This window comes from Lysinibacillus sp. AR18-8 (assembly GCF_001705465.1).
GTDB lineage: Bacteria > Bacillota > Bacilli > Bacillales_A > Planococcaceae > Lysinibacillus > Lysinibacillus capsici.
The window spans coordinates 150,670-169,404 of sequence record NZ_MDGU01000023.1; the positions used below are offsets into that span (position 1 = coordinate 150,670).

The window sequence follows — 18,735 nt, forward strand, 5'->3', positions numbered from 1 at the left end:
AGAAGCTTTATGTTGACAATATACCTATAGGGGTATAATATAAATCTCGTAAGGAAGTTCAATCTATCGTTTGAAAGGGGGCATAACAGAATGGCGTATGGCTCAAACACTGCAAATCGTGTGAAACGTATGGAAGGTCAAATGCGGGGTATTTTACGCATGATGGAAGAAGGTCAAAGTTGTAAAGATGTGATTACACAGCTATCTGCCGTGCGTTCTGCTGTTGACCGGACGATTGGTGTCATTGTAAGTGAAAATTTATTAGATTGTGTATCGACTGCTGAAGGCAATGCTGAAAAAATGAATGCTGCTATTCAAGAGGCGATGGACTTGGTCGTGAAAAGTCGATAACTTGATATACCCATAATCGTATAAAAAGGAGGACTGGTCATATGGAAATATGGATTATTATCGCGCTTGTGGCAGCCTTTTTCGTTTGGCGAATGAAGCCAGCGAAGGGCGTTCAATCAATTTCTACAGCCCAATTAAAAGATATGCTGAATGATAAGGATAAGATATTTATCGATGTACGCACGCCTGCTGAGTATAAAGGTCGGCATATCTCGCAATTTAAAAATGTTCCGCTTGGGTCGAGCTTTAAAAACCTTCCGAAGGATAAAGAGATCATAGTTATTTGTCAGAGTGGTATGCGAAGTAGTCAGGCTTGTAAGCAACTTAAAAAGCAAGGTTTTGAGCGTGTTTCTAATGTTCGGGGTGGAATGAGTGCATACTAGGAGGAGAAAAAAGTGAAAGAAATTACAGCAAAAGAAGTTCAACAAACGATGGAGCAAGGAGGGAAGCTGAATCTTATTGATGTGCGAGAGGTAGATGAAGTAGAGGCTGGCCACATCCCGGGCATTATTCATATCCCGCTAGGTTTATTAGAGTTTCGACTACCTGAATTAAATAAGAGAGAGTCGTATATTATGGTTTGTCGATCAGGTGGACGAAGTGCTCGGGCTACTCAACTATTAGAAAGTAATGGCTTTAATGTAACTAACATGATTGGTGGTATGTTAGCTTGGGAGGGAAAAGTACAGTAATAGGTTAAATCTATATTTTTTTGATTAAAATAATACCCTTATAGGTATATGGAGGTTATGAAAAGTATGAAGGCGGATTTTCAGCTAGATGCCAAGGGTCTTTCTTGCCCGATGCCGATTGTGAAAACAAAAAAAGCGATGGCTGATTTAGTAGATGGTCAAATTTTAGAAGTAGCTGCGACTGACAAAGGATCTAAAGCTGATATTGCGGCATGGGCTGAAACTGTAGGTCATCAGTATATTGGTACTTTAGAAGATGATGGTGTACTGAAACACTATATTCGTAAATGTACAAACGACCAAATAGAAGAAATGACGTTTGATCAAACAATTGATTTAGAGCAAATCACAAGTCGTAAAGGATTAATTCTAGATGTACGTGAGGAAGCGGAATTCGCTTTTGGGCATATTGCGGGAGCAAAATCGATACCAATGGGCGAACTGGAGACACGACTTTCTGAGCTTGATAAAGAGCAGGAGATATATGTTATTTGTCGTACTGGAAAACGCAGTGACATGGCTGCGCAAAAGCTGGCTTCACATGGTTTTACGAAAGTATTTAACGTCTTACCAGGTATGACATCCTGGTCAGGCGATTTAACAAAAAACATTTAAATTGGAGGAATTTTATTATGTCGAACAAAGTAGCAATCATTGCAAGTAACGGTGGTTTATTTGATGCGTATAAGGTATTTAATATCGCAACAGCTGCGGCAGCTTCTGAGAAAGAGGTAGCTATCTTCTTTACATTTGAAGGTTTGAATTTAATTCATAAGCAAGGTATGCATGCATTACCAATGCCAGCTGGAGCAGAACACTATGCTGAAGGGTTTACAAAAGCAAATGTGCCAGCTATTCCTCAACTAGTGGAAATGGCACAAGAATTAGGTGTGAAATTTATTGCTTGTCAGATGACGATGGATGTTATGGGTTTAACTATTGAAGATTTCATTGAGGGTATTGAGGTGGGAGGAGCCGTAACGTTCCTAGAATTCGCGAAAGACGCAGCACCGTCACTTACATTCTAGTGACCTACCTATAAAAGCGGAGAGGGCACCCCTCTCCGCTATAAAAAACATAAAAACAATACCGATGGGGGTAAAAGAGATGTCAATTCAAAAATGGAGCGCGTCACAAGTAGCTAAAAAGGTTATTCACAATGAAGAGTTGTTTATTTTAGATGTTCGTAATGCGGATGCATTCGAAGATTGGAAAATCGATGGACATCGTTTTGAGTACTTAAATATACCGTATTTTGAACTGTTAGATGGTATTGATAATATTTTACCGAATATCCCAACTGATAAAGATGTATTAGTCGTTTGTGCTAAAGAAGGATCGTCTTTAATGGTTGCTGAAATGTTAGCTGAGGCAGGTATTGAGGTTGCCTATTTAGCTGGAGGTATGAAATCCTGGAGTGAATATTTAGAGCCAATTAAAGTAGGTGATTTAACAGGCGGTGGTGAGCTTTATCAGTTTGTTCGCTTAGGAAAGGGCTGTCTGTCTTATATGGTCCTTTCTGAAGGTGAAGCAGCTATTATTGATGCTGTACGTTTTACAGATGTGTTTATAAATTTTGCAGAACATAAAAATGTCCAAATTAAACATGTTTTTGATACACACTTACATGCTGATCACATTTCAGGTGGGCGCCATATTGCAGAGATGACAGGCGCAACCTATTATTTGCCACCTAAGGACGCTGAAGAAGTTGTGTTCCACTATACACCGTTAGTTGATGGAACGACTGTTCAAATCGGTGCATCAAAAATAGATGTAGGAGCTATCTATTCTCCTGGTCATACGATAGGCTCTACTTCATTTGTTGTTGACAGCAAATATTTATTAACAGGAGATATTTTATTTATCGATTCAATCGGACGTCCTGATTTAGCTGGCCTTGCTGATGACTGGGTTGGAGATTTACGAGACACGCTTTACAAGCGTTATCGAGAATTGTCTGATGAACTTATTGTCTTACCAGCACATTTTATGATTATTGATGAGCTGAATGAAGATGGGACGGTTGCTAGACGACTAGGGGATTTATTTGTACAAAACCATGGATTAAATATTCAAGATGAAGAAGAATTTAGACGTGTGGTAACAGATGAATTACCTCCACAACCAAATGCTTATCAGGAAATTCGTCAGGTGAATATGGGGAAAATCACACCTGCGTTAGATGAGCAAACAGAAATGGAAATTGGACCAAATCGCTGTGCAGTACGATAAAACATGCTAAAGTGCAATGAGTATGCATGTATGCTTATTATATGTAAATTTCGTGAATTGAAGGTGCTCATCCTTCATGAAGATATAAAACAAGAAGAACCGGCAAAATCGCTTACAACCTTTGCCGAGTTGAAGGAGAATATGATGAAATCAAGTTTACAACTAGATGCAAAAGGCCTTTCTTGTCCAATGCCTATTGTGAAGACAAAAAAAGCAATAGATACCCTAAAGTCTGGGGAAGTATTAGAAGTTCAGGTGACAGATAAAGGAGCTTTAGCGGATATTCCTGCTTGGGCAAAAGCAGGAGGTCATATCATTTTAGATCAATCTGAAGAGGCTGGCGTTATTACATTTTTCATTCAGAAAGCATAGGGCTGATTGAGGGTTGTCTATTACAGTAGAACAACCCTTCTTTCCTTTTGTTGAATACAGCCAGAAAGAAGGAAAACTAAATGGATATTGCATGGATCTTAACCATTTTACTTATTGGTTTTCTCGGTTCATTTGTATCAGGGATGTTAGGTATTGGCGGTGCCATCATTAATTTCCCGATGCTACTATATATACCGCCATTACTAGGATTTGCGGCCTTTTCTGCACATGAGGTGTCAGGGATAAGTGCGATTCAGGTACTTTTTGCTGCTCTTTCAGGTGTTTGGGTCTATCGTAAAGGCGGGTATTTAAATAAATCACTCATTATCTATATGGGGAGTGCCATATTAGCGGGAAGCCTTGTGGGTAGCTTCGGTTCAAAATTTTTATCTGAGTCTGGTATTAACATGGTCTATGGAATCCTTGCATTGATTGCATCTGTGATGATGTTCATACCGAAAAAGCAAGTTGATGATAAACCGATGCAGGCTGTTACATTTAATAAACCATTGGCGGTCCTATTAGCTTTCGTTGTTGGTATCGGTTCCGGAATTGTAGGAGCAGCTGGTGGATTTTTATTAGTACCAATCATGCTTGTGGTCTTAGGAATCCCTACTCGTATGACCATTGCGTCAAGCCTTGCTATTACGTTTATCTCCTCAGTAGGAGGAACTATTGGTAAATTAATGACTGGGCAAGTGGAATATTATCCAGCGCTCATCTTGATTGTAGCTAGTCTAATAGCTGCTCCTCTGGGTGCGAGAATAGGGGGCAAGTTAAATACTAAATTCCTACAAATTATTTTAGCGGTTCTTATATTAGCAACAGCTATTAAAATTTGGATGGATATATTATAAGGGGGTATGGTAATGAAAATTGAAGTTTTCTCTGATTTTACATGTCCATTTTGTTATATTGGCAAGCGAGAACTGGAACGGGCGATTGGCATCGCAGGCTATACAGGATTAGTGGAAATAGAATATAAAGCATTTCAAATAGGCCCAGATATCCCGAAAGTGAATGCCCCCTCTTTTTATGAGGCGCTGGCTAAAAAGTATGATGTCACGCTAGATGAAGTGAAAGATATGGTCGAGGATATAGCTACGAGAGCAACGGAAGTTGGTTTGCATTATGATTTTGCTAAGATGAAAACAGCTCATACAGAAAAGGCTCATCGTTTAGCTAAATGGACGCAGCAATTTGGTAAAGCGACAGCTTATACGGAAGCACTAATGGCTGGTTATTTTAAAGATGGTGAAGATTTGAATAAAGATGAGTTTTTATTAAAAGTTATTGCGCAATTAGATTTGGATAGAGAAGTTGCAGCGGGAATATTAGCTTCAACTGATTTTAGTGAAGAGCTAGACAAGGATCGCTATGAAGCACAGCAACTTGGCGTACAAAGTGTACCGTTCTTTGTATTTGAAAATCGTTATGGTATTAAAGGGGCTGAGCCGAATGAAGTGTTTGTGCGAACTTTGCATCAAGCTGCAGAAATAGCTGGTATTCAGCCAACGATAATGATAAATGGTAATGGAGAATCGGTATGTGCTGATGGACAGTGTAAACTATAAAAGACTTTAAAGGTGTCGAGTGCGTATGTGTACTTGACGCTTTTTTTTCGAACAAATGAATACTGCAAGAGGTATTAAGTCTTGTTTTCTGTGTTATAGAACAAAATAAAATGTATAATTTATCCTTTTTTATCATCTGAATGGTTCTATTTTATGGTAGTGTGAGAAAAATCACATCCAATAAATTGTTATGTTGCTAAAATATAAGTGAGAATACAAAGGGGGGTATTATAGATGAAACCTATAGTAGCAGGAGTAGCAGGAACAGTACTGTTAGCAGGCGCCATTTTTGTTGGGACGTTTGTCAGTGACAAAATTACAGTTGATTCGAATGTGAGTGAGAAAGAAGCGACAGTGCAAACACAAATACCAACAACAGCAGCTGCTCAGTCAGTGGTCTATGCTCCGCCAAGTATTGAAGAAGTACCAGATGGTCCAATGAAAGAAGCAATATTAACGGGCTATGAACTTGTTAATAACACACATGTTGCGGCAGATGAATATGTGGGCAACCAATTATCTTGCACAAGCTGTCATGCCGGTGCTGGCTATGACGAGCAAGCCTCATCATTAGTAGGTGTAATGGCAAATTATCCACAGTATATTGGACGCTCAGGTGGTGTAGTTACAATAGAAGAACGGATTAATGGCTGTATGGTTCGGAGTATGAATGGTAAAAAATTCGAAATGAATAGTGATGAACTAGAGGCTATGGTGGCGTATTTCGCTTATATTTCTGAAGGTGTTCCAATTGGAGCAAAACGTGAATGGGCGGGCACAAGTGATATGAAGAATGTGCCGATTCCAAATGTTGCAGATGGTGAGGAGCTTTATGCACAGTCCTGTATAGCCTGTCATGCAGCTGATGGCGCAGGAACTGGTGCTAATACTGGCCCAGCTTTATGGGGAGATAATTCATTTAATGATGGCGCAGGTATGGCACGTATGTCAAAAATGGCTGGCTATATTCAAAATAATATGCCGATAGGTGCAGCGGGAACATTAACAGATCAAGAAGCTGCAGATTTAGCTGCCTTTATTTTATCGCAAGATCGTCCAGAGTGGGCGAACCATGAAAAAGATTGGCCAAAAGGCGGGCGTCCAAATGACATCATGACTAAGGAAAAACGTGAACAAGTTAAAAATGGTACGATTGACTGGGAAAAAGTTTTGTCTACAAATTAACGAAGAAAAGGGATGCTGATAATTGGCATCCCTTTAACTTATTTAAAATTATAAGCAGTTACTATTTTATCTCTGTTCGTTGTGATATCTGTAAAATATTCGTATAAGCAAATCCCTAGGAATGACCCACTTACATTAAAGACGTTAGAAAAACCGCTATTTTGAAGGGCCATAACAGCATTATAGCTACGTTGACCAGATCGGCAATGCACATACACTGCTTGATCCTTCGGAATTTCATCCATTCTTTCCCGAAGTTCACTTAGAGGAATATTGTGTGCATTGATAAGGTGACCGGATTCAAATTCATTTTTTTCACGAACGTCTAAGAAAAAGGCTTGATTTTCAATGAGTTCCCTTACTTCATCAACTTTTACCTGCTTAAAGTGTCCGTGTAATAGATTTTGAGCTACAAGAGCTGCCAAATTAACAATATCACGGGCAGTGTTAAACATTGGAGAATAGGATAACTCTAGCTCCTTTAAATCTTCTAATGTACCGCCCATTGTGATGAGGGTAGCTATAACATCAATCCTCTTATCTGCATTACCTTTACCTATTGCTTGAGCCCCTAGTATTTTACCCGTCGGTGTTTCATAAACGAGCTTAAAGTGAAGTGGATTACTATTTGGCATTAGACCTACTTTGTCTGGAGCTATCAAATAAACACTTTTTGCTTGAAAGCCATTTGCTAGGGCTGTTTTTTCGTTCAAACCTGTTGTCGCGCATACGAGATCGAAAATTTGTACGCTTGAAGATCCAATGACTCCTTTGTTGTGATGAGGGATGTTATACATATGATTAGCTGCTGCACGTGCTTGTCGTTGAGCGGGACCGGCTAATGCAAGGCGCGTCTGTTTATGGGTAAGCTGATGGAATACTTCAATCGCATCTCCCACAGCATATATGGAAGGATCAGACGTCACGTAATTTGCATCAACTTGAATACCTCCGAGTTCACCAATTGTTAGCCCGGCCTCTTTGGCTAAGCGGATTTCAGGTCGAACGCCAATTGCTAATACTACTGCTTGGGCTTTCAATTGTTTGCCTGAGTTCAACGTCACATTATTTGGTGTAACCTTTGCAAGACCGTCATTGACAATAACTTGAACCCCTTTATCAGTCATTTCCTTGTGTAGGATTTGAGCCATATCATAATCAAAAGGGGCCATAATTTGTTGGCCGAATTCAACTAGAGATACATTATAGCCTGCTAGCTTCAAATTTTCTGCTACCTCTACACCAATGAAGCCTCCGCCAACCACGGCAATATCCTGTACATTATCTGTTTGTAGATACCAATTTAAACGGTCAATATCAGCCACGTTTCTAATGGTAAAGACGTGCTTAGAATGAATGCCCTCTAAGTCAGGGACGATAGGACTTGCTCCTGGGGATAAAATTAACGTATCGTAACTTTCCTCATAATCTCTATTCGTTTTTAAATCCTTAATGGTGATGGTTTTTTTCTCTCTGTTAATACGTACAACTTCTTGCTGAACACGAGCCTCTATATTGTATTTTGTTTGGAAGCCTTGAGGCGTCATTAAAATTAATTTGTCGCTATTTTCAACAATCCCGCTTAAATGGAAGGGGAGAGAACAATTAGAGAATGAAACATTCGGCCCCTTTTCAAATATAATAATTTCTGCTTTTTCATCTAGACGACGAAGACGAGCTGCTGTGGATGCACCACCTGCAACGCCACCGACTATTAAAAATTTTTTACTCAATGTAAACACTCCTTTTCATAATAAATACATAATGGGGTATTTAGAGTCTCTTAAATAAAGGTTTTTTCTCTAAAATTAGGAGAATTATGTAGTTTGAATACTACAAATAAATAAAATACCCTAAAGGGTATTTTATCAAGGTGCCAAATTAATAAATTTTCTATGGTGTTCCTCGTTCAAGAAAGTTGATGCACAAATTTGCTATACTAACGGTAGTAGGAAATGGAAATGGCACAGGGGGTGACACTGTTGATCTTTTTGAAATTTTTAACCCAAATCCTCATAGTATCGGGTTTGATTTATATTGTGAGTGGACGATTAATTGGCTCGAATATTAATTTTGTGCGAAGAGTGCTGTCAGTCGTTATTAGTGTGACATTAACCTCTTTTGTGTACTGGTATTCTTATCTACGCCATACAGATTTTTTATCAGAAACGATGATGCAAACAGTAACTGAGGTAAGCACACTGATTTGGATCGGTAGTATGCTACTAATTTCGATGTTGCTTTATTTGGTATTTGAGCTTTTTGACCCTAGTGGCATTACGAATGGAGATCGCCGTCACGGCCAAAAATCTTTACTATTGCGATTGCGTAGCTATTGGCGACAGCAGAAACGCCTGCGTCAGGTATTAAAAATTGCTGTTACAAACGGTGTCGTACAAACGATTAAATATGCGAGGCAACGAGAAAATGAAAAAGAACTTGCAATTGCTTTGCGCGCAACGTTAGAACAATGTGGTGGGATTTTCATCAAATTTGGCCAGGTACTTTCCACACGAAAAGAGCTTTTTTCACCTATTTTTATTGATGAATTAGAAAGGCTTCAACACCGAGTAAGGCCTTTATCAGAGGAACAAGTGAAACAAATTTTAGAGAGATCTCTTCCGCAATCAATGGACGAAATATTTAGCCAATTTCAAATGGAACCCATTGCAGCAGCCTCTATTGGCCAAGTGCATAAAGCAAGGCTTAAAAATTATGAAGAGGTGGTAGTCAAGCTATTGCGTCCAGAAGTAAAGGGAATTATGCGCGATGACCTTGAAATTTTAGAGGAATTTGCTAATTGGCTATCCACAAAATCAACCTGGGCAGAATCATTAGGCTTTCGAGAGTTGGCTGGGGGATTTGCAGAGGGGCTACGTGAGGAGATTCATTTAGATATTGAAGTACGTAATACGCTACAGGTGAAGAATGCACTGGCGAAAAGCGATTACAAGGTTCGAATTCCTAAAATATTTACGCCTTACAGTAATGAAAATGTTATTGTGATGGAGTATATTCGTGGACAAAGTGTGGCAGATGGGGCATCTGAATTTAATCGTTTGTCGATTGATCGTAGGCAATTTGCAAGAACCGTACTCTACTCATTTTTTGAGCAGATGCTATTCTCTGGTATTTTTCATGCAGATCCACATCCAGGAAATATCCATATAGATGAAACAGATGGAACACCAGTCTTGCTTGACTTTGGCGCAGTAGGACGTTTAGGTGCAACACAGCAAGAAGGCTTAAAGTTATTCTTAATGGGCATTCAACTAAATGATTCAAGCGTTTTATATGATGGTTTAACATTATTAGTGGAAAATGCTGATCATGCAGAACGTGCGAGAATGGAGCAGGCAATCGACCAAATTTTACTGAAAATTTCCTATGTTGACCGTATACCTACTGAAGAATTAATTCACGCGCTATTTACAGTGGTAAGAGATTTTGGACTTGCATTTTATCCAGCAGTGGGATTAGCTCTCCGTTCCTTAGTGACGTTAGATGGCACATTACGGGTAATAGACCCACGTTTTGATATCTTTACTGAGGCAAAGGATTTTTCTGCTACATATATGCGTGCCTCTTTCCTTAAGCCTTTTAAAGAACCGATGGCAACTAAGGAGCGGCTGCAAGAAGAATTATCTATGCTAATACCGACTTTGCGTAAAATGCCTAGAAGAGTCGATCAGCTCATTCAGCGAGTTGAGAGCGGAAAAATCATTTTACATCATGATGTCTTTTCGGATGAACATAATTCACGTTTTATTACACATTTGTTTTCTCAATTTGTTTTGCTGCTGGTGGGTATAACTTTTGGTATTATATCTGTCGCTCTTTTAGCTATTTCACAATTTATCCACGATTCTTATGCGGTCTATTTGAACACAGCGGCATATTTAGGTTTATTTTTATGTGCTATTTTGTTAGTGAGATTATCTATACAAGCATTAAGGTCGATGAAGCAATAGGTAGGGAATTTTTTCCCTACCTTTTTCTTTGGCATCCTCAAATATTACAAAAACATTACAAAAGATCTGTTAGGTCTAATGTCGAATTAGCTAATAGTTTCTCTGTGTAGAAGAAAAATGTATTATGTAGAATAATGTAGTTTAAGTGCGAATGTTACAGAAATGTTTCGAGTTTTACTAATGTATTAAATAGACATGAAATAGTATAAAAGTTATGTAGAAAATGCTAAACTTTAAAAGGCTAAAATAAATATAAGAACATTTAATTAAAATAGAAATCGTTCAAGTGATTACATAGAATATCGAGAGCGAAATTGATAGATGAAGGGAAATGAAGGTAACGTGGCTAAGCGTAACAAATGGCGTAAGTCGATGGTGCTAGCATTAGCACTAGCTGGCGGCTTATTATTTAATACAATTCAACCAACAGAAGTACATGCCGAAGAAACTTCTCAACAAATGATTGAGAAAAAGGCTGAAATAGATGCACAAATTAAAAAATTACAAGAAGAACTAACGAAACTACAACAAGAGATCGACGCAAAAGTAAAGGTATTTAAACAAGTACAAGCAGATATTAAAGAAGTGGATGCTAGTATTGTTGAAACACAAAAACGTATCGAGCAACGTTCAAAAATTTTAAGTGAGCGTATGGCTGCATACCAAGCGCAAGACAACACTGTAGGTGTTTATTTAAATGTAGTGCTTGAGGCAAAAAGCTTTGCAGATTTAATGGATCGTGTCGTAGCGGTAAAAACATTAATGGATGCTGACCAAGAATTAGTGGATCAACAGGAAGCAGATAAAGCAAGCTTAGAGCAACAAAAAGCTACATTAGATGAAAAACAAAAGGAACTTCAAAAACAATTCCAAGAGCTTCAGCAAAAAGAAAGTGAAATGGAAGTGAAGAAAGCTGAGAACGAAGCGAAATCACTTGCATTAAAAGCTGAAATTGCAACGAAACAAGAAGAAGAACGTTTAGAAGCAGAGCGTAAAGCAGCTGAAGAAGAGGCAGCTCGTTTACGTGCACTTCAAGCAGCTACACCAGTTATACAAGCAACTCAAAATAATGGTGGAGGCGAACCACAAAAAATTATTGTTGGGTCAGGAGCTGGCACTGTTTCTTCAGGAGATGCCATTTCAACAGCTAAACAATTCCTAGGACGTCCTTATGTTTGGGGTGGTAGCAACCCATCAACAGGTTTTGACTGTTCAGGTCTTGTACAATGGTCATATAAGCAAGCGGGTGTTTCTTTACCTCGTACAGCATCACAACAATATTTAGCAACACAACGCATTTCAGCAGGTGAAGCACGCGTTGGGGACTTAGTGTTCTTCAGCTATGGTTCAGGTGTAGCACACGTAGGTATTTATTTAGGTAATAACACAATGATCGACGCTCAAAACAATGGTGTCGTAATTGAATCACTTGATTGGTGGAATCAATACTTAGTAGGCTTTGGACGTATTCAATAGGCCTCACTAATATATAGACGGTTGAGATAAGAAAAAGGTCATCTTTGTAGAGAAAAATATACAAAGATGACCTTTTTTGTTTTTGGAATGCTATTCTTTCAAAAGAAACAAGACGACTACTTCTATTCTTGAAAAGAGACTTTCCTGCATACTAAATTGATATTAAATTTTAAAATTTACTTTGATGACACCTGTCTCTTTCAAGGCAATAAAGAAAATAATAACGAATGGGCCGACAAGTAAACCGATAATACCAAATAACTGTAGACCTATGAACATGGAAATTAATGTTGGTAAAGTGGATAAACCGATATGGTCTCCCATTAATTTAGGCTCGACTACTCGACGAATAATAAGTAAAATAGCAGCTAAGATGAATAATTTTACAGCTATAGAGGTGTTTCCCATCAACAGGTGGTAAAGTCCCCATGGCGCTAGAATAATGATAGAGCCTAGGAATGGTACAATATCTATTAACCAGATAATAATCGTCATTGTTACTGCATATTTCGGTTGGATTAATAGCAGTCCAATGAGTGTGACGCCTCCAATAATAAAGCTTACAAATAAGTGAGCCTTCATATAGCCAAATGTTGCATCTTTTAAGCGATTTAAAATAATTTTTATCTTCTTTGCTGTATTGGGCTTTAAATATTTATAAGTGATTTGCTTTAACTTAGGCAAATCAAGCATAAATAGGAATAGCGCAATCATATAAACGAGAAGACTGATAAATAGGCTGGGTATCTCTGAAAAGAAGGCAGAAACTTTGCTATAATTAAAGAAGCTTAAAAAGGATTCTTCGACTTTCTTTATGAAATCCATAGTGGTTTTTTGAAGCGAAGCACTTACTTCAGGTGGAAAGTCTTCTGTGTATTTAGAAATATTTTCTTGCATATGAAGCCACATATCTGATAGCTTGGAAATATAATAGGGAGCTTGCTTAGATAGTAAAATTATTTGTGTCATTATTTGTGTAATAGAAAGATAACAAATAATAGATATAACAATAACACTCACTATGTAAATAAAAGCAACTGCTATTTTCCGTGACATTTTCCATTTCCGTTTAAAGAACATGACAATCGGTTCTAAGAAAAATGCACTAATCCCAGCAAGTATTAAAGGCATGGACACTGGGATAACAAAATAGGCAGCTAGAAGTAGTGATATTATCACAATCAACCGAAAAATCAATTTCCTAGCATTAAATTTATTCATAAACTCACCTTCTTTGCGAAAAAAATTAAGTTAAGTGTACCATAAATCAAATTTTATTACGTTCTGAAACAATAAAGGTAGGGATGAATTATGGAAAAAGAGATTTTGCAACTTTTTAGTAATCTAACAGAGCATGATCGCGATATTCAATATGAATCTTACGAGGAATTAATGAAAATTATGCAGGAACCCGTAGATTGGACATATGCAGTTTGGGAACAGCTAATAAAAGCACTTACATACAATAATGGTTATTCTCGTGCACGTGCTGCACAAATTTTATGCGCTTTAGCTGCAAAAAGTGATCCTGAAGAAAGGGTCTTGGAGGATTTTTTAAAGATTTGGGCTGTGACTTACGATGAACAATCTGCTACGGCAAGGCATGCATTACAAGCAATTTGGAAAATTGGACAGGCGGGTCCAGTACAAAGAGATTTGGTTGTATCGTATCTAGCTAAAAGATTTCAAACATGTATAGATGAAAAACAGCCATCTCTTATTCGTCAGGATATTATTATGTCATTTAAAAAGTTATATGATCAAACAAATGACTCGAAATTATTAGATATTGCCCATCGTTTAATTAATGAAGAACAAGATGCTAAATATAAAAAGAAGTATAAGTCAGCCATCCGTTCAAAGTAGCGAGGTGGTGTTTTTTTGTGCAAATTCTTTGATGAACGATAGAATAGTCAACTATAATGAATGAAAAAAGGGGATTATGCATGAGCATTTATAATTATCTAGTTCGGAAGCCTAATGGCGAAATTTTATCGATGGAAACATATCGTGGAAAAACAATGTTAATTGTTAACACGGCAAACCAATGCCGATTTACATATCAATTTGAAGACTTACAGAAAATGTATGATAAATATGGAAAAGAGAATTTTGTAGTTCTTGGATTCCCTTGTGATCAATTTGGCCATCAAAATCCTGAAGATGGGGAGGAAACTAAGCATCTATGCAAGGTAAACTATGGGGTCACATTCCCGATTTTTGAGCTTGTACAGGTAAATGGAGAGGCTACCCATCCACTCTTTAATTATTTAAAGCATGAAGTGGATTACCGAGAGTTTGGGAAGGCAAGTATGCAGGAGAAAATGTTGGCAGAAGCAATTGTTCAACTTGCCCCAAGCTTTTTAGATGGTCGTAATATTCGCTGGAACTTTACAAAATTTCTAGTAGATGCTAATGGTAAGACCGTCGCACGCTTTGAACCAACAGATTCACAGCTCGATATTGAAAAAGCAATTGAAACACTATTATAGTAAATTTCTTAATAATGTAAAAATTTGTTAGGGTTTTCTCTTCAAGTAGAAATAATGCTATATTTTAAAACTGTGTACAGCTATTTTTTCTGAAGCATATATGATAAACTGCTTTACAAATGAAATATTCTTGCAGAATAAAGGTGCTAATTAGCATAATCGGGAATCCGGTGAAAAACCGGAGCTGTTTCCGCAACTGTAAGTGCAGCCATTATAAAGATTTACCACTGTCTCAAAGAAGATGGGAAGGTCCTTTATAACACATTCGTTTCATGTGACGAACTGTACAAGCCAGGAGACCGACCTTTATTTGAACGTATAAAAACTTCTCGGAAGCTAGGAGGATATACGGCAAATACATAGGCTTTGTCTAGTTTGATGGCTCATTATGTTATTTTTGTCGTTCCTTTGCAAAAAGGAGCGACTTTTTTATGCCTTTCAAATAAGAATTTTTCATTATAGAAAATAGGGGGGAAGCAAGTGAAAAAAGATGCCCGTTATTCTTGTTATCCATTTATGCGTGAGAAAGCTTCAACGGTCGATTTTGAAATTCGAACAGATAGCCTGACAACACATCTAGGAGTTGCATTAGCTGCGGTAAAAAAAGAGGATGTTCAAGTTGTTGCTGAGGATTTATTGCTTATGTTACCTATGGCTTATCATGTGAATGGCTCAGTACGTGGGAAATTAGCAGTAACTGAAGAGGATTTATCTTGGTTAAGTGAACGTTATGATTTTTACGTTCGCCATGTGAAGGAAGAGATTCAAAGTTTTGTTTTACCTCAAGGAACAGAGGCTGCTGCAGCCTTACATCTTTGTCGCAGTGAGGCAAAAAAATCATATCGTACTTTACACAAAGTATCAGAAGAACGAGAGGTTCCAGCTATTCTTTTCGATTACCTTGGTTTATTAGCTAATGTATGTTTTGTCATGGCTGTTTTTATGAATCAGCAAGCTGGAATAGCGGAAATACCGTTTATTAGTAAATCCTACCCAATGAAAAAGAAAAAGGAGAATAACAATGAAAAAAGTATTTAATTTCCAATGGCTATCAGTGTTCTTACTTGCACTGGTATTAGCAGGCTGTGGCACTGCTGAAGATACAAAAAATAAAGATGCTTCGCAAGATACACAACAAGCAGAGAAAACAAGCTATAAAGTGACAGATGACCGTGGAGTGGAAATAGCGTTTAATGAAGTACCAAAAACAGTTGTATCTTTACAACCAAGTAATACTGAAATTTTGTTTGCTTTAGGTGTTGGCGATAAAATTGTAGGAGCAACTGAGTACGATACTTACCCAGAGGAAGCACAAAAAATTGAACGTGTCTCTGATACTACGAACTTTAACAGTGAAAGAATTATAGCGTTAAAGCCAGATGTTGTCATTGCTTATACAATCGGTGATAAGGATGCCCTAAAGCCGCTTGAGGACGCAGGAATTAAAGTGTTTGTTATTCAATCTGCGACTACTTTCGACGATGTTTATGGAGATATCGAACAAATTGCTGCTGTGATGGATGTTGCTGATAAAGGAAATAAATTAAACGAAGAGATTAAAGCGAAAATTGCTGAAGTACAAACGAAGGTGAAGGATGTCAAAACGCCGAAAAATGTTTATTTAGAGGTTAGCCCTAAGCCAGACATATATACAGCAGGCTCTAGCACTTTCCAGCAAGAAATATTAGATGCAGCTAATGTTAATAATGTTTTTTCTGACTTGAATAGCTGGGCAAAAGTGAATGAGGAAGATGTTATTGCGAAAAATCCAGATGTTATTTTAACAACAGTAAACTATACAGAAGATCCAATAGGAGAAATTCTTGGACGAGATGGTTGGAATACTGTGAAAGCTATTCAAAACAAAGCGGTATTGTCCATTGATACAGATATCTCTAATCGACCTGGTCCGCGTATTGGTGAAGCTGTAGAATTAGTAGCGAAGGCTGTGTACCCAGAGTTATTTAAATAAGAAATATTTCCATGCTAGCTGTCAGCCATTCAGCTAGCATTTTTTATGTGGTTTAAATTATTACCTAGCGTGAAAATTGGAATTAATGTAGTTTGTTCTTTAAAATAAAAGTAAGTATGCTTGATAATCTTAGGAGGTGTAGTGATTGGAGCAATTAGAGACAAAGATAATTCCATTTGAAGCAGTCTATAATTTCCGAGACATGGGTGGATATAAAACAAAAGATGGGCGTAGGGTAAAGAACGGTTTATTTTACCGCTCAGCTGCCCTTGGAAAAATGACACTGGCGGATAAAGAGCTATTTGAAACGTTAGGGATTAAAACCATTTTTGATTATCGCGATAACAATGAGGCGTATCATAATCCTAACCCAGTGTTCTCGCATGCTCAATATATACAAATCCCAGCGAAGGGTAATCATGCTTTTGAAATGCCAACCAATGCTGGTGGTAGAGATTTCTATAAAGTGGTAAGCCCTGAGATGTTTCGGGATTTTTATGCACAAATGCCTTTTAACAATCTTTCATTTAAAGAGTTAATGCAAACGATTCAAAATCCTAATAATCTAGGTCTTGTACATCATTGCGCAGTTGGTAAGGACCGAACGGGTATTGGAGGAGCACTTATTTTACTAGCTTTAGATGTACCTGAGGAGACTATCATGGAGGATTATTTAGATACTAATATACATTTACGTCCAATGGTAGAACGAATGGCTCAGGCTATTCAGCATCAGTATAATGAGCAAGAACTACAGCAATTTTATGCATTAATGTCCGCCCGTGAAGACTATTTACAAGCAGCATTGGATGCGATGGATCGTCGCTATGGTTCTAAGACTGGGTTTTTAGAGCAGGAATTTGGCCTAACAATTGAAAAACGAGAGCAATTACAATCTTATTGCTTAATTTAAAAATGAGCCCTTTCACACGATGTGAAAGGGATTTTTTATGTGGAAGCGCTGTCTTCCTATAAATCTCTTTACAGTCTGAATATTTGTGATAAGATACAATAGATTTTTAAGAAAAAATAGGAGAAGTGAAAGTATTGGCAGACACAATTAAAGAGACAAATAAGTTAAGTCTATTCCATTTAACATGGCCAATCTTCTTAGAAGTTTTTCTATTTATGTTGATGGGACTAGCCGATACTTTTATGCTCAGTGCTTTATCAGATAATGCTGTATCAGGAGTAGGTGCAGCCAATCAATATATCCATATTGCCATCTTGATTCTGGAGGTAGTGGGCAATGGTGCATCTATTGTTGTTTCTCAGTATTTAGGCTCCAAACGCTTTTTTGAAGCGGCCAAGATCTCGGCGTTAGCGGTCACGATGAATTTGGTCGTTGGGCTTTTAATGAGTATTTTATTTTTCTTCTTTGCGAGACATTTAATGACAATGATGAACTTGCAGGGAGAAGTACTCCACTATGCACAAAGTTACTTAGCCATCATTGGGAGTTTTATTTTCCTACAGGCTATTATTAATGCACTCGCTGCAATTATTCGTGTACATGGTTGGACAAAACAAACTATGTACGTTTCGCTTGGCATGAACGTCTTACATGTTGTGCTAAACTACGGTCTTATTTTTGGGAATTTAGGTTTACCAGAGCTTGGTGTGAAAGGAGCGGCTATTTCCTCTGTCATTAGTCGCGGATTAGCTGTCCTAGTATTTTTCTGGTTGCTGTATCAGGTAATGGAAGTGCGCGTAAAGTTACAATATTATTTTGAGTATTCAAAGGAATATGTGAGAAAAATACTAAACATTGGTTTACCATCTGCGTTTGAACAGGTACTTTATCAATTTTGCCAAATCATCTTTTTATATTATGCGACTTACTTAGGAGCAGAAACACTAGCAGCACGACAATATGCTATGAATATTTCGATGTTTACGTATTTATTTGCAATTGCCATTGGTACAGGAACAGCCATTATTATTGGTCGTCATGTAGGTGCAGGAGAAAAAGATGAGGCGTATCATCAGCTATGGAAAAGTGTTCGTGCAGCATTTGCTTTTACGATTATTATGGTCGCAGTCGTTACGCTATTCCGTAAGCCACTTATGCAGGTATTTACTGATAATCCAGAAGTCATTAAAATTGGGGCATCCGTGTTAGCATTAAGTATTTTGCTAGAGACTGGTCGCACAATGAATATCGTTGTCATTAACTCTTTACGCGCTTCTGGGGATGCTAGATTCCCTGTGAAAATTGGTTTTCTATCAATGGTTTGCATGAGCCTGCCGCTTGGCTATTTATTTGTCTTTGTATTGGATTGGGGCTTGGTCGGAATTTGGCTAGCCATTTCAGCAGATGAATGGGTGCGGGCAATTATCGTATACTTTAGATGGAAAAGTCGTAAATGGGAGCGTTATGCTCTTGTATCACCGAACGATAAGAAGGAGGCATAG

20 protein-coding genes and 1 riboswitch are annotated in these 18,735 nt (G+C 37.8%); of the genes, 18 read left to right on the plus strand and 2 right to left on the minus strand.

Translation table 11 applies throughout. The annotated features are described in order from the left end of the window. Positions 1-90 precede the first annotated feature (90 nt). From BFM98_RS17020 to BFM98_RS17065, 10 genes are all read left to right on the plus strand, one after another. Positions 91-351, plus strand: a complete 261-nt coding sequence (locus tag BFM98_RS17020; RefSeq protein WP_048394130.1) for a metal-sensitive transcriptional regulator — start codon at positions 91-93, stop codon at positions 349-351. Between the two features lie 41 nt (positions 352-392). Then, positions 393-734: a rhodanese-like domain-containing protein gene (locus BFM98_RS17025; protein ID WP_066037989.1), complete on the plus strand. Its 342-nt coding sequence runs from the start codon at positions 393-395 to the stop codon at positions 732-734. A gap of 12 nt (positions 735-746) precedes the next feature. Further along, complete coding sequence (locus BFM98_RS17030) at positions 747-1,043, plus strand: rhodanese-like domain-containing protein (RefSeq protein ID WP_048394133.1); 297 nt, start codon at positions 747-749, stop codon at positions 1,041-1,043. Between the two features lie 66 nt (positions 1,044-1,109). Then, a complete protein-coding gene (locus tag BFM98_RS17035) occupies positions 1,110-1,658 on the plus strand; it encodes a sulfurtransferase TusA family protein (protein ID WP_048394135.1) in 549 nt (182 codons plus the stop codon). Between the two features lie 17 nt (positions 1,659-1,675). Further along, positions 1,676-2,071: a DsrE/DsrF/DrsH-like family protein gene (locus BFM98_RS17040; protein ID WP_066037990.1), complete on the plus strand. Its 396-nt coding sequence runs from the start codon at positions 1,676-1,678 to the stop codon at positions 2,069-2,071. Positions 2,072-2,150: 79 nt separating this feature from the next. Continuing rightward, positions 2,151-3,278 (plus strand): MBL fold metallo-hydrolase, encoded by a 1,128-nt coding sequence (locus BFM98_RS17045; protein ID WP_048394139.1) that lies wholly within the window; start codon positions 2,151-2,153, stop codon positions 3,276-3,278. Positions 3,279-3,419: 141 nt separating this feature from the next. After that, the gene (locus BFM98_RS17050) at positions 3,420-3,650 is read left to right on the plus strand and encodes a sulfurtransferase TusA family protein (RefSeq protein ID WP_112118009.1); all 231 of its coding nucleotides are present in this window, start codon (positions 3,420-3,422) and stop codon (positions 3,648-3,650) included. A gap of 80 nt (positions 3,651-3,730) precedes the next feature. Further along, positions 3,731-4,507, plus strand: coding sequence for a sulfite exporter TauE/SafE family protein (locus BFM98_RS17055; RefSeq protein WP_066037991.1), 777 nt, complete (start codon positions 3,731-3,733; stop codon positions 4,505-4,507). A 12-nt stretch (positions 4,508-4,519) separates the two neighbouring features. Continuing rightward, positions 4,520-5,224 (plus strand): DsbA family oxidoreductase, encoded by a 705-nt coding sequence (locus BFM98_RS17060; protein ID WP_066037992.1) that lies wholly within the window; start codon positions 4,520-4,522, stop codon positions 5,222-5,224. A gap of 234 nt (positions 5,225-5,458) precedes the next feature. Next, positions 5,459-6,409, plus strand: a complete 951-nt coding sequence (locus BFM98_RS17065; RefSeq protein ID WP_004231872.1) for a c-type cytochrome — start codon at positions 5,459-5,461, stop codon at positions 6,407-6,409. A 38-nt stretch (positions 6,410-6,447) separates the two neighbouring features. On the opposite strand, the gene BFM98_RS17070 is transcribed toward BFM98_RS17065, so the two are convergent. Continuing rightward, positions 6,448-8,142 (minus strand): FAD-dependent oxidoreductase, encoded by a 1,695-nt coding sequence (locus BFM98_RS17070; protein WP_066037993.1) that lies wholly within the window; start codon positions 8,140-8,142, stop codon positions 6,448-6,450. 249 nt (positions 8,143-8,391) lie between these two features. Here BFM98_RS17070 and BFM98_RS17075 point away from each other — a divergent pair, with 249 nt between their 5' ends. Together BFM98_RS17075 and BFM98_RS17080 are read left to right on the plus strand one after the other, a co-directional pair. Next, on the plus strand, positions 8,392-10,380 hold the full coding sequence (locus tag BFM98_RS17075) for an ABC1 kinase family protein (protein WP_066037994.1): 1,989 nt from the start codon (positions 8,392-8,394) through the stop codon (positions 10,378-10,380). Positions 10,381-10,722: 342 nt separating this feature from the next. Then, positions 10,723-11,856 carry a C40 family peptidase gene (locus tag BFM98_RS17080; protein WP_304481699.1) on the plus strand — a complete coding sequence of 378 codons (1,134 nt, stop codon included), beginning with the start codon at positions 10,723-10,725 and terminating at the stop codon, positions 11,854-11,856. A gap of 162 nt (positions 11,857-12,018) precedes the next feature. Here the strand turns inward: BFM98_RS17080 and ytvI are convergent, their stop codons facing one another. After that, on the minus strand, positions 12,019-13,077 hold the full coding sequence (ytvI, locus tag BFM98_RS17085; RefSeq protein WP_048394150.1) for a sporulation integral membrane protein YtvI: 1,059 nt from the start codon (positions 13,075-13,077) through the stop codon (positions 12,019-12,021). Between the two features lie 90 nt (positions 13,078-13,167). Between ytvI and BFM98_RS17090 the strand changes: the two genes are divergently transcribed. The 6 genes from BFM98_RS17090 to BFM98_RS17115 all read left to right on the plus strand — a co-directional run bounded on the left by BFM98_RS17090 (position 13,168) and on the right by BFM98_RS17115 (position 18,735). Then, complete coding sequence (locus BFM98_RS17090; protein ID WP_004231881.1) at positions 13,168-13,722, plus strand: hypothetical protein; 555 nt, start codon at positions 13,168-13,170, stop codon at positions 13,720-13,722. Positions 13,723-13,802: 80 nt separating this feature from the next. Further along, a complete protein-coding gene (locus BFM98_RS17095; RefSeq protein ID WP_004231883.1) occupies positions 13,803-14,348 on the plus strand; it encodes a glutathione peroxidase in 546 nt (181 codons plus the stop codon). A gap of 124 nt (positions 14,349-14,472) precedes the next feature. Next, positions 14,473-14,670, plus strand: a riboswitch (cobalamin riboswitch). Positions 14,671-14,828: 158 nt separating this feature from the next. After that, entirely contained in the window at positions 14,829-15,386 is a 558-nt protein-coding gene (locus BFM98_RS17100) for a hypothetical protein (RefSeq protein WP_004231886.1), read from the plus strand. Then, complete coding sequence (locus BFM98_RS17105; RefSeq protein WP_066037995.1) at positions 15,370-16,320, plus strand: ABC transporter substrate-binding protein; 951 nt, start codon at positions 15,370-15,372, stop codon at positions 16,318-16,320. Before BFM98_RS17100 ends, BFM98_RS17105 begins: the two co-directional genes overlap by 17 nt. Before the next feature lie 145 nt (positions 16,321-16,465). Beyond that, the gene (locus BFM98_RS17110; RefSeq protein WP_066037996.1) at positions 16,466-17,233 is read left to right on the plus strand and encodes a tyrosine-protein phosphatase; all 768 of its coding nucleotides are present in this window, start codon (positions 16,466-16,468) and stop codon (positions 17,231-17,233) included. Positions 17,234-17,367: 134 nt separating this feature from the next. Beyond that, positions 17,368-18,735, plus strand: a complete 1,368-nt coding sequence (locus BFM98_RS17115; protein WP_048394160.1) for an MATE family efflux transporter — start codon at positions 17,368-17,370, stop codon at positions 18,733-18,735.

What these genes read in the sequence shown, in the direction of transcription:
- BFM98_RS17020 (WP_048394130.1), top strand. Translation starts at nt 91, where the DNA reads ATGGCGTATGGCTCAAACACTGCAAATCGTGTGAAACGTATGGAAGGT.
- BFM98_RS17025 (WP_066037989.1), top strand. Translation starts at nt 393, where the DNA reads ATGGAAATATGGATTATTATCGCGCTTGTGGCAGCCTTTTTCGTTTGG.
- BFM98_RS17035 (WP_048394135.1), top strand. Translation starts at nt 1,110, where the DNA reads ATGAAGGCGGATTTTCAGCTAGATGCCAAGGGTCTTTCTTGCCCGATG.
- BFM98_RS17040 (WP_066037990.1), top strand. Translation starts at nt 1,676, where the DNA reads ATGTCGAACAAAGTAGCAATCATTGCAAGTAACGGTGGTTTATTTGAT.
- BFM98_RS17045 (WP_048394139.1), top strand. Translation starts at nt 2,151, where the DNA reads ATGTCAATTCAAAAATGGAGCGCGTCACAAGTAGCTAAAAAGGTTATT.
- BFM98_RS17050 (WP_112118009.1), top strand. Translation starts at nt 3,420, where the DNA reads ATGATGAAATCAAGTTTACAACTAGATGCAAAAGGCCTTTCTTGTCCA.
- BFM98_RS17055 (WP_066037991.1), top strand. Translation starts at nt 3,731, where the DNA reads ATGGATATTGCATGGATCTTAACCATTTTACTTATTGGTTTTCTCGGT.
- BFM98_RS17060 (WP_066037992.1), top strand. Translation starts at nt 4,520, where the DNA reads ATGAAAATTGAAGTTTTCTCTGATTTTACATGTCCATTTTGTTATATT.
- BFM98_RS17065 (WP_004231872.1), top strand. Translation starts at nt 5,459, where the DNA reads ATGAAACCTATAGTAGCAGGAGTAGCAGGAACAGTACTGTTAGCAGGC.
- ytvI (WP_048394150.1), bottom strand. Translation starts at nt 13,077, where the DNA reads ATGAATAAATTTAATGCTAGGAAATTGATTTTTCGGTTGATTGTGATA.
- BFM98_RS17090 (WP_004231881.1), top strand. Translation starts at nt 13,168, where the DNA reads ATGGAAAAAGAGATTTTGCAACTTTTTAGTAATCTAACAGAGCATGAT.
- BFM98_RS17095 (WP_004231883.1), top strand. Translation starts at nt 13,803, where the DNA reads ATGAGCATTTATAATTATCTAGTTCGGAAGCCTAATGGCGAAATTTTA.
- BFM98_RS17105 (WP_066037995.1), top strand. Translation starts at nt 15,370, where the DNA reads ATGAAAAAAGTATTTAATTTCCAATGGCTATCAGTGTTCTTACTTGCA.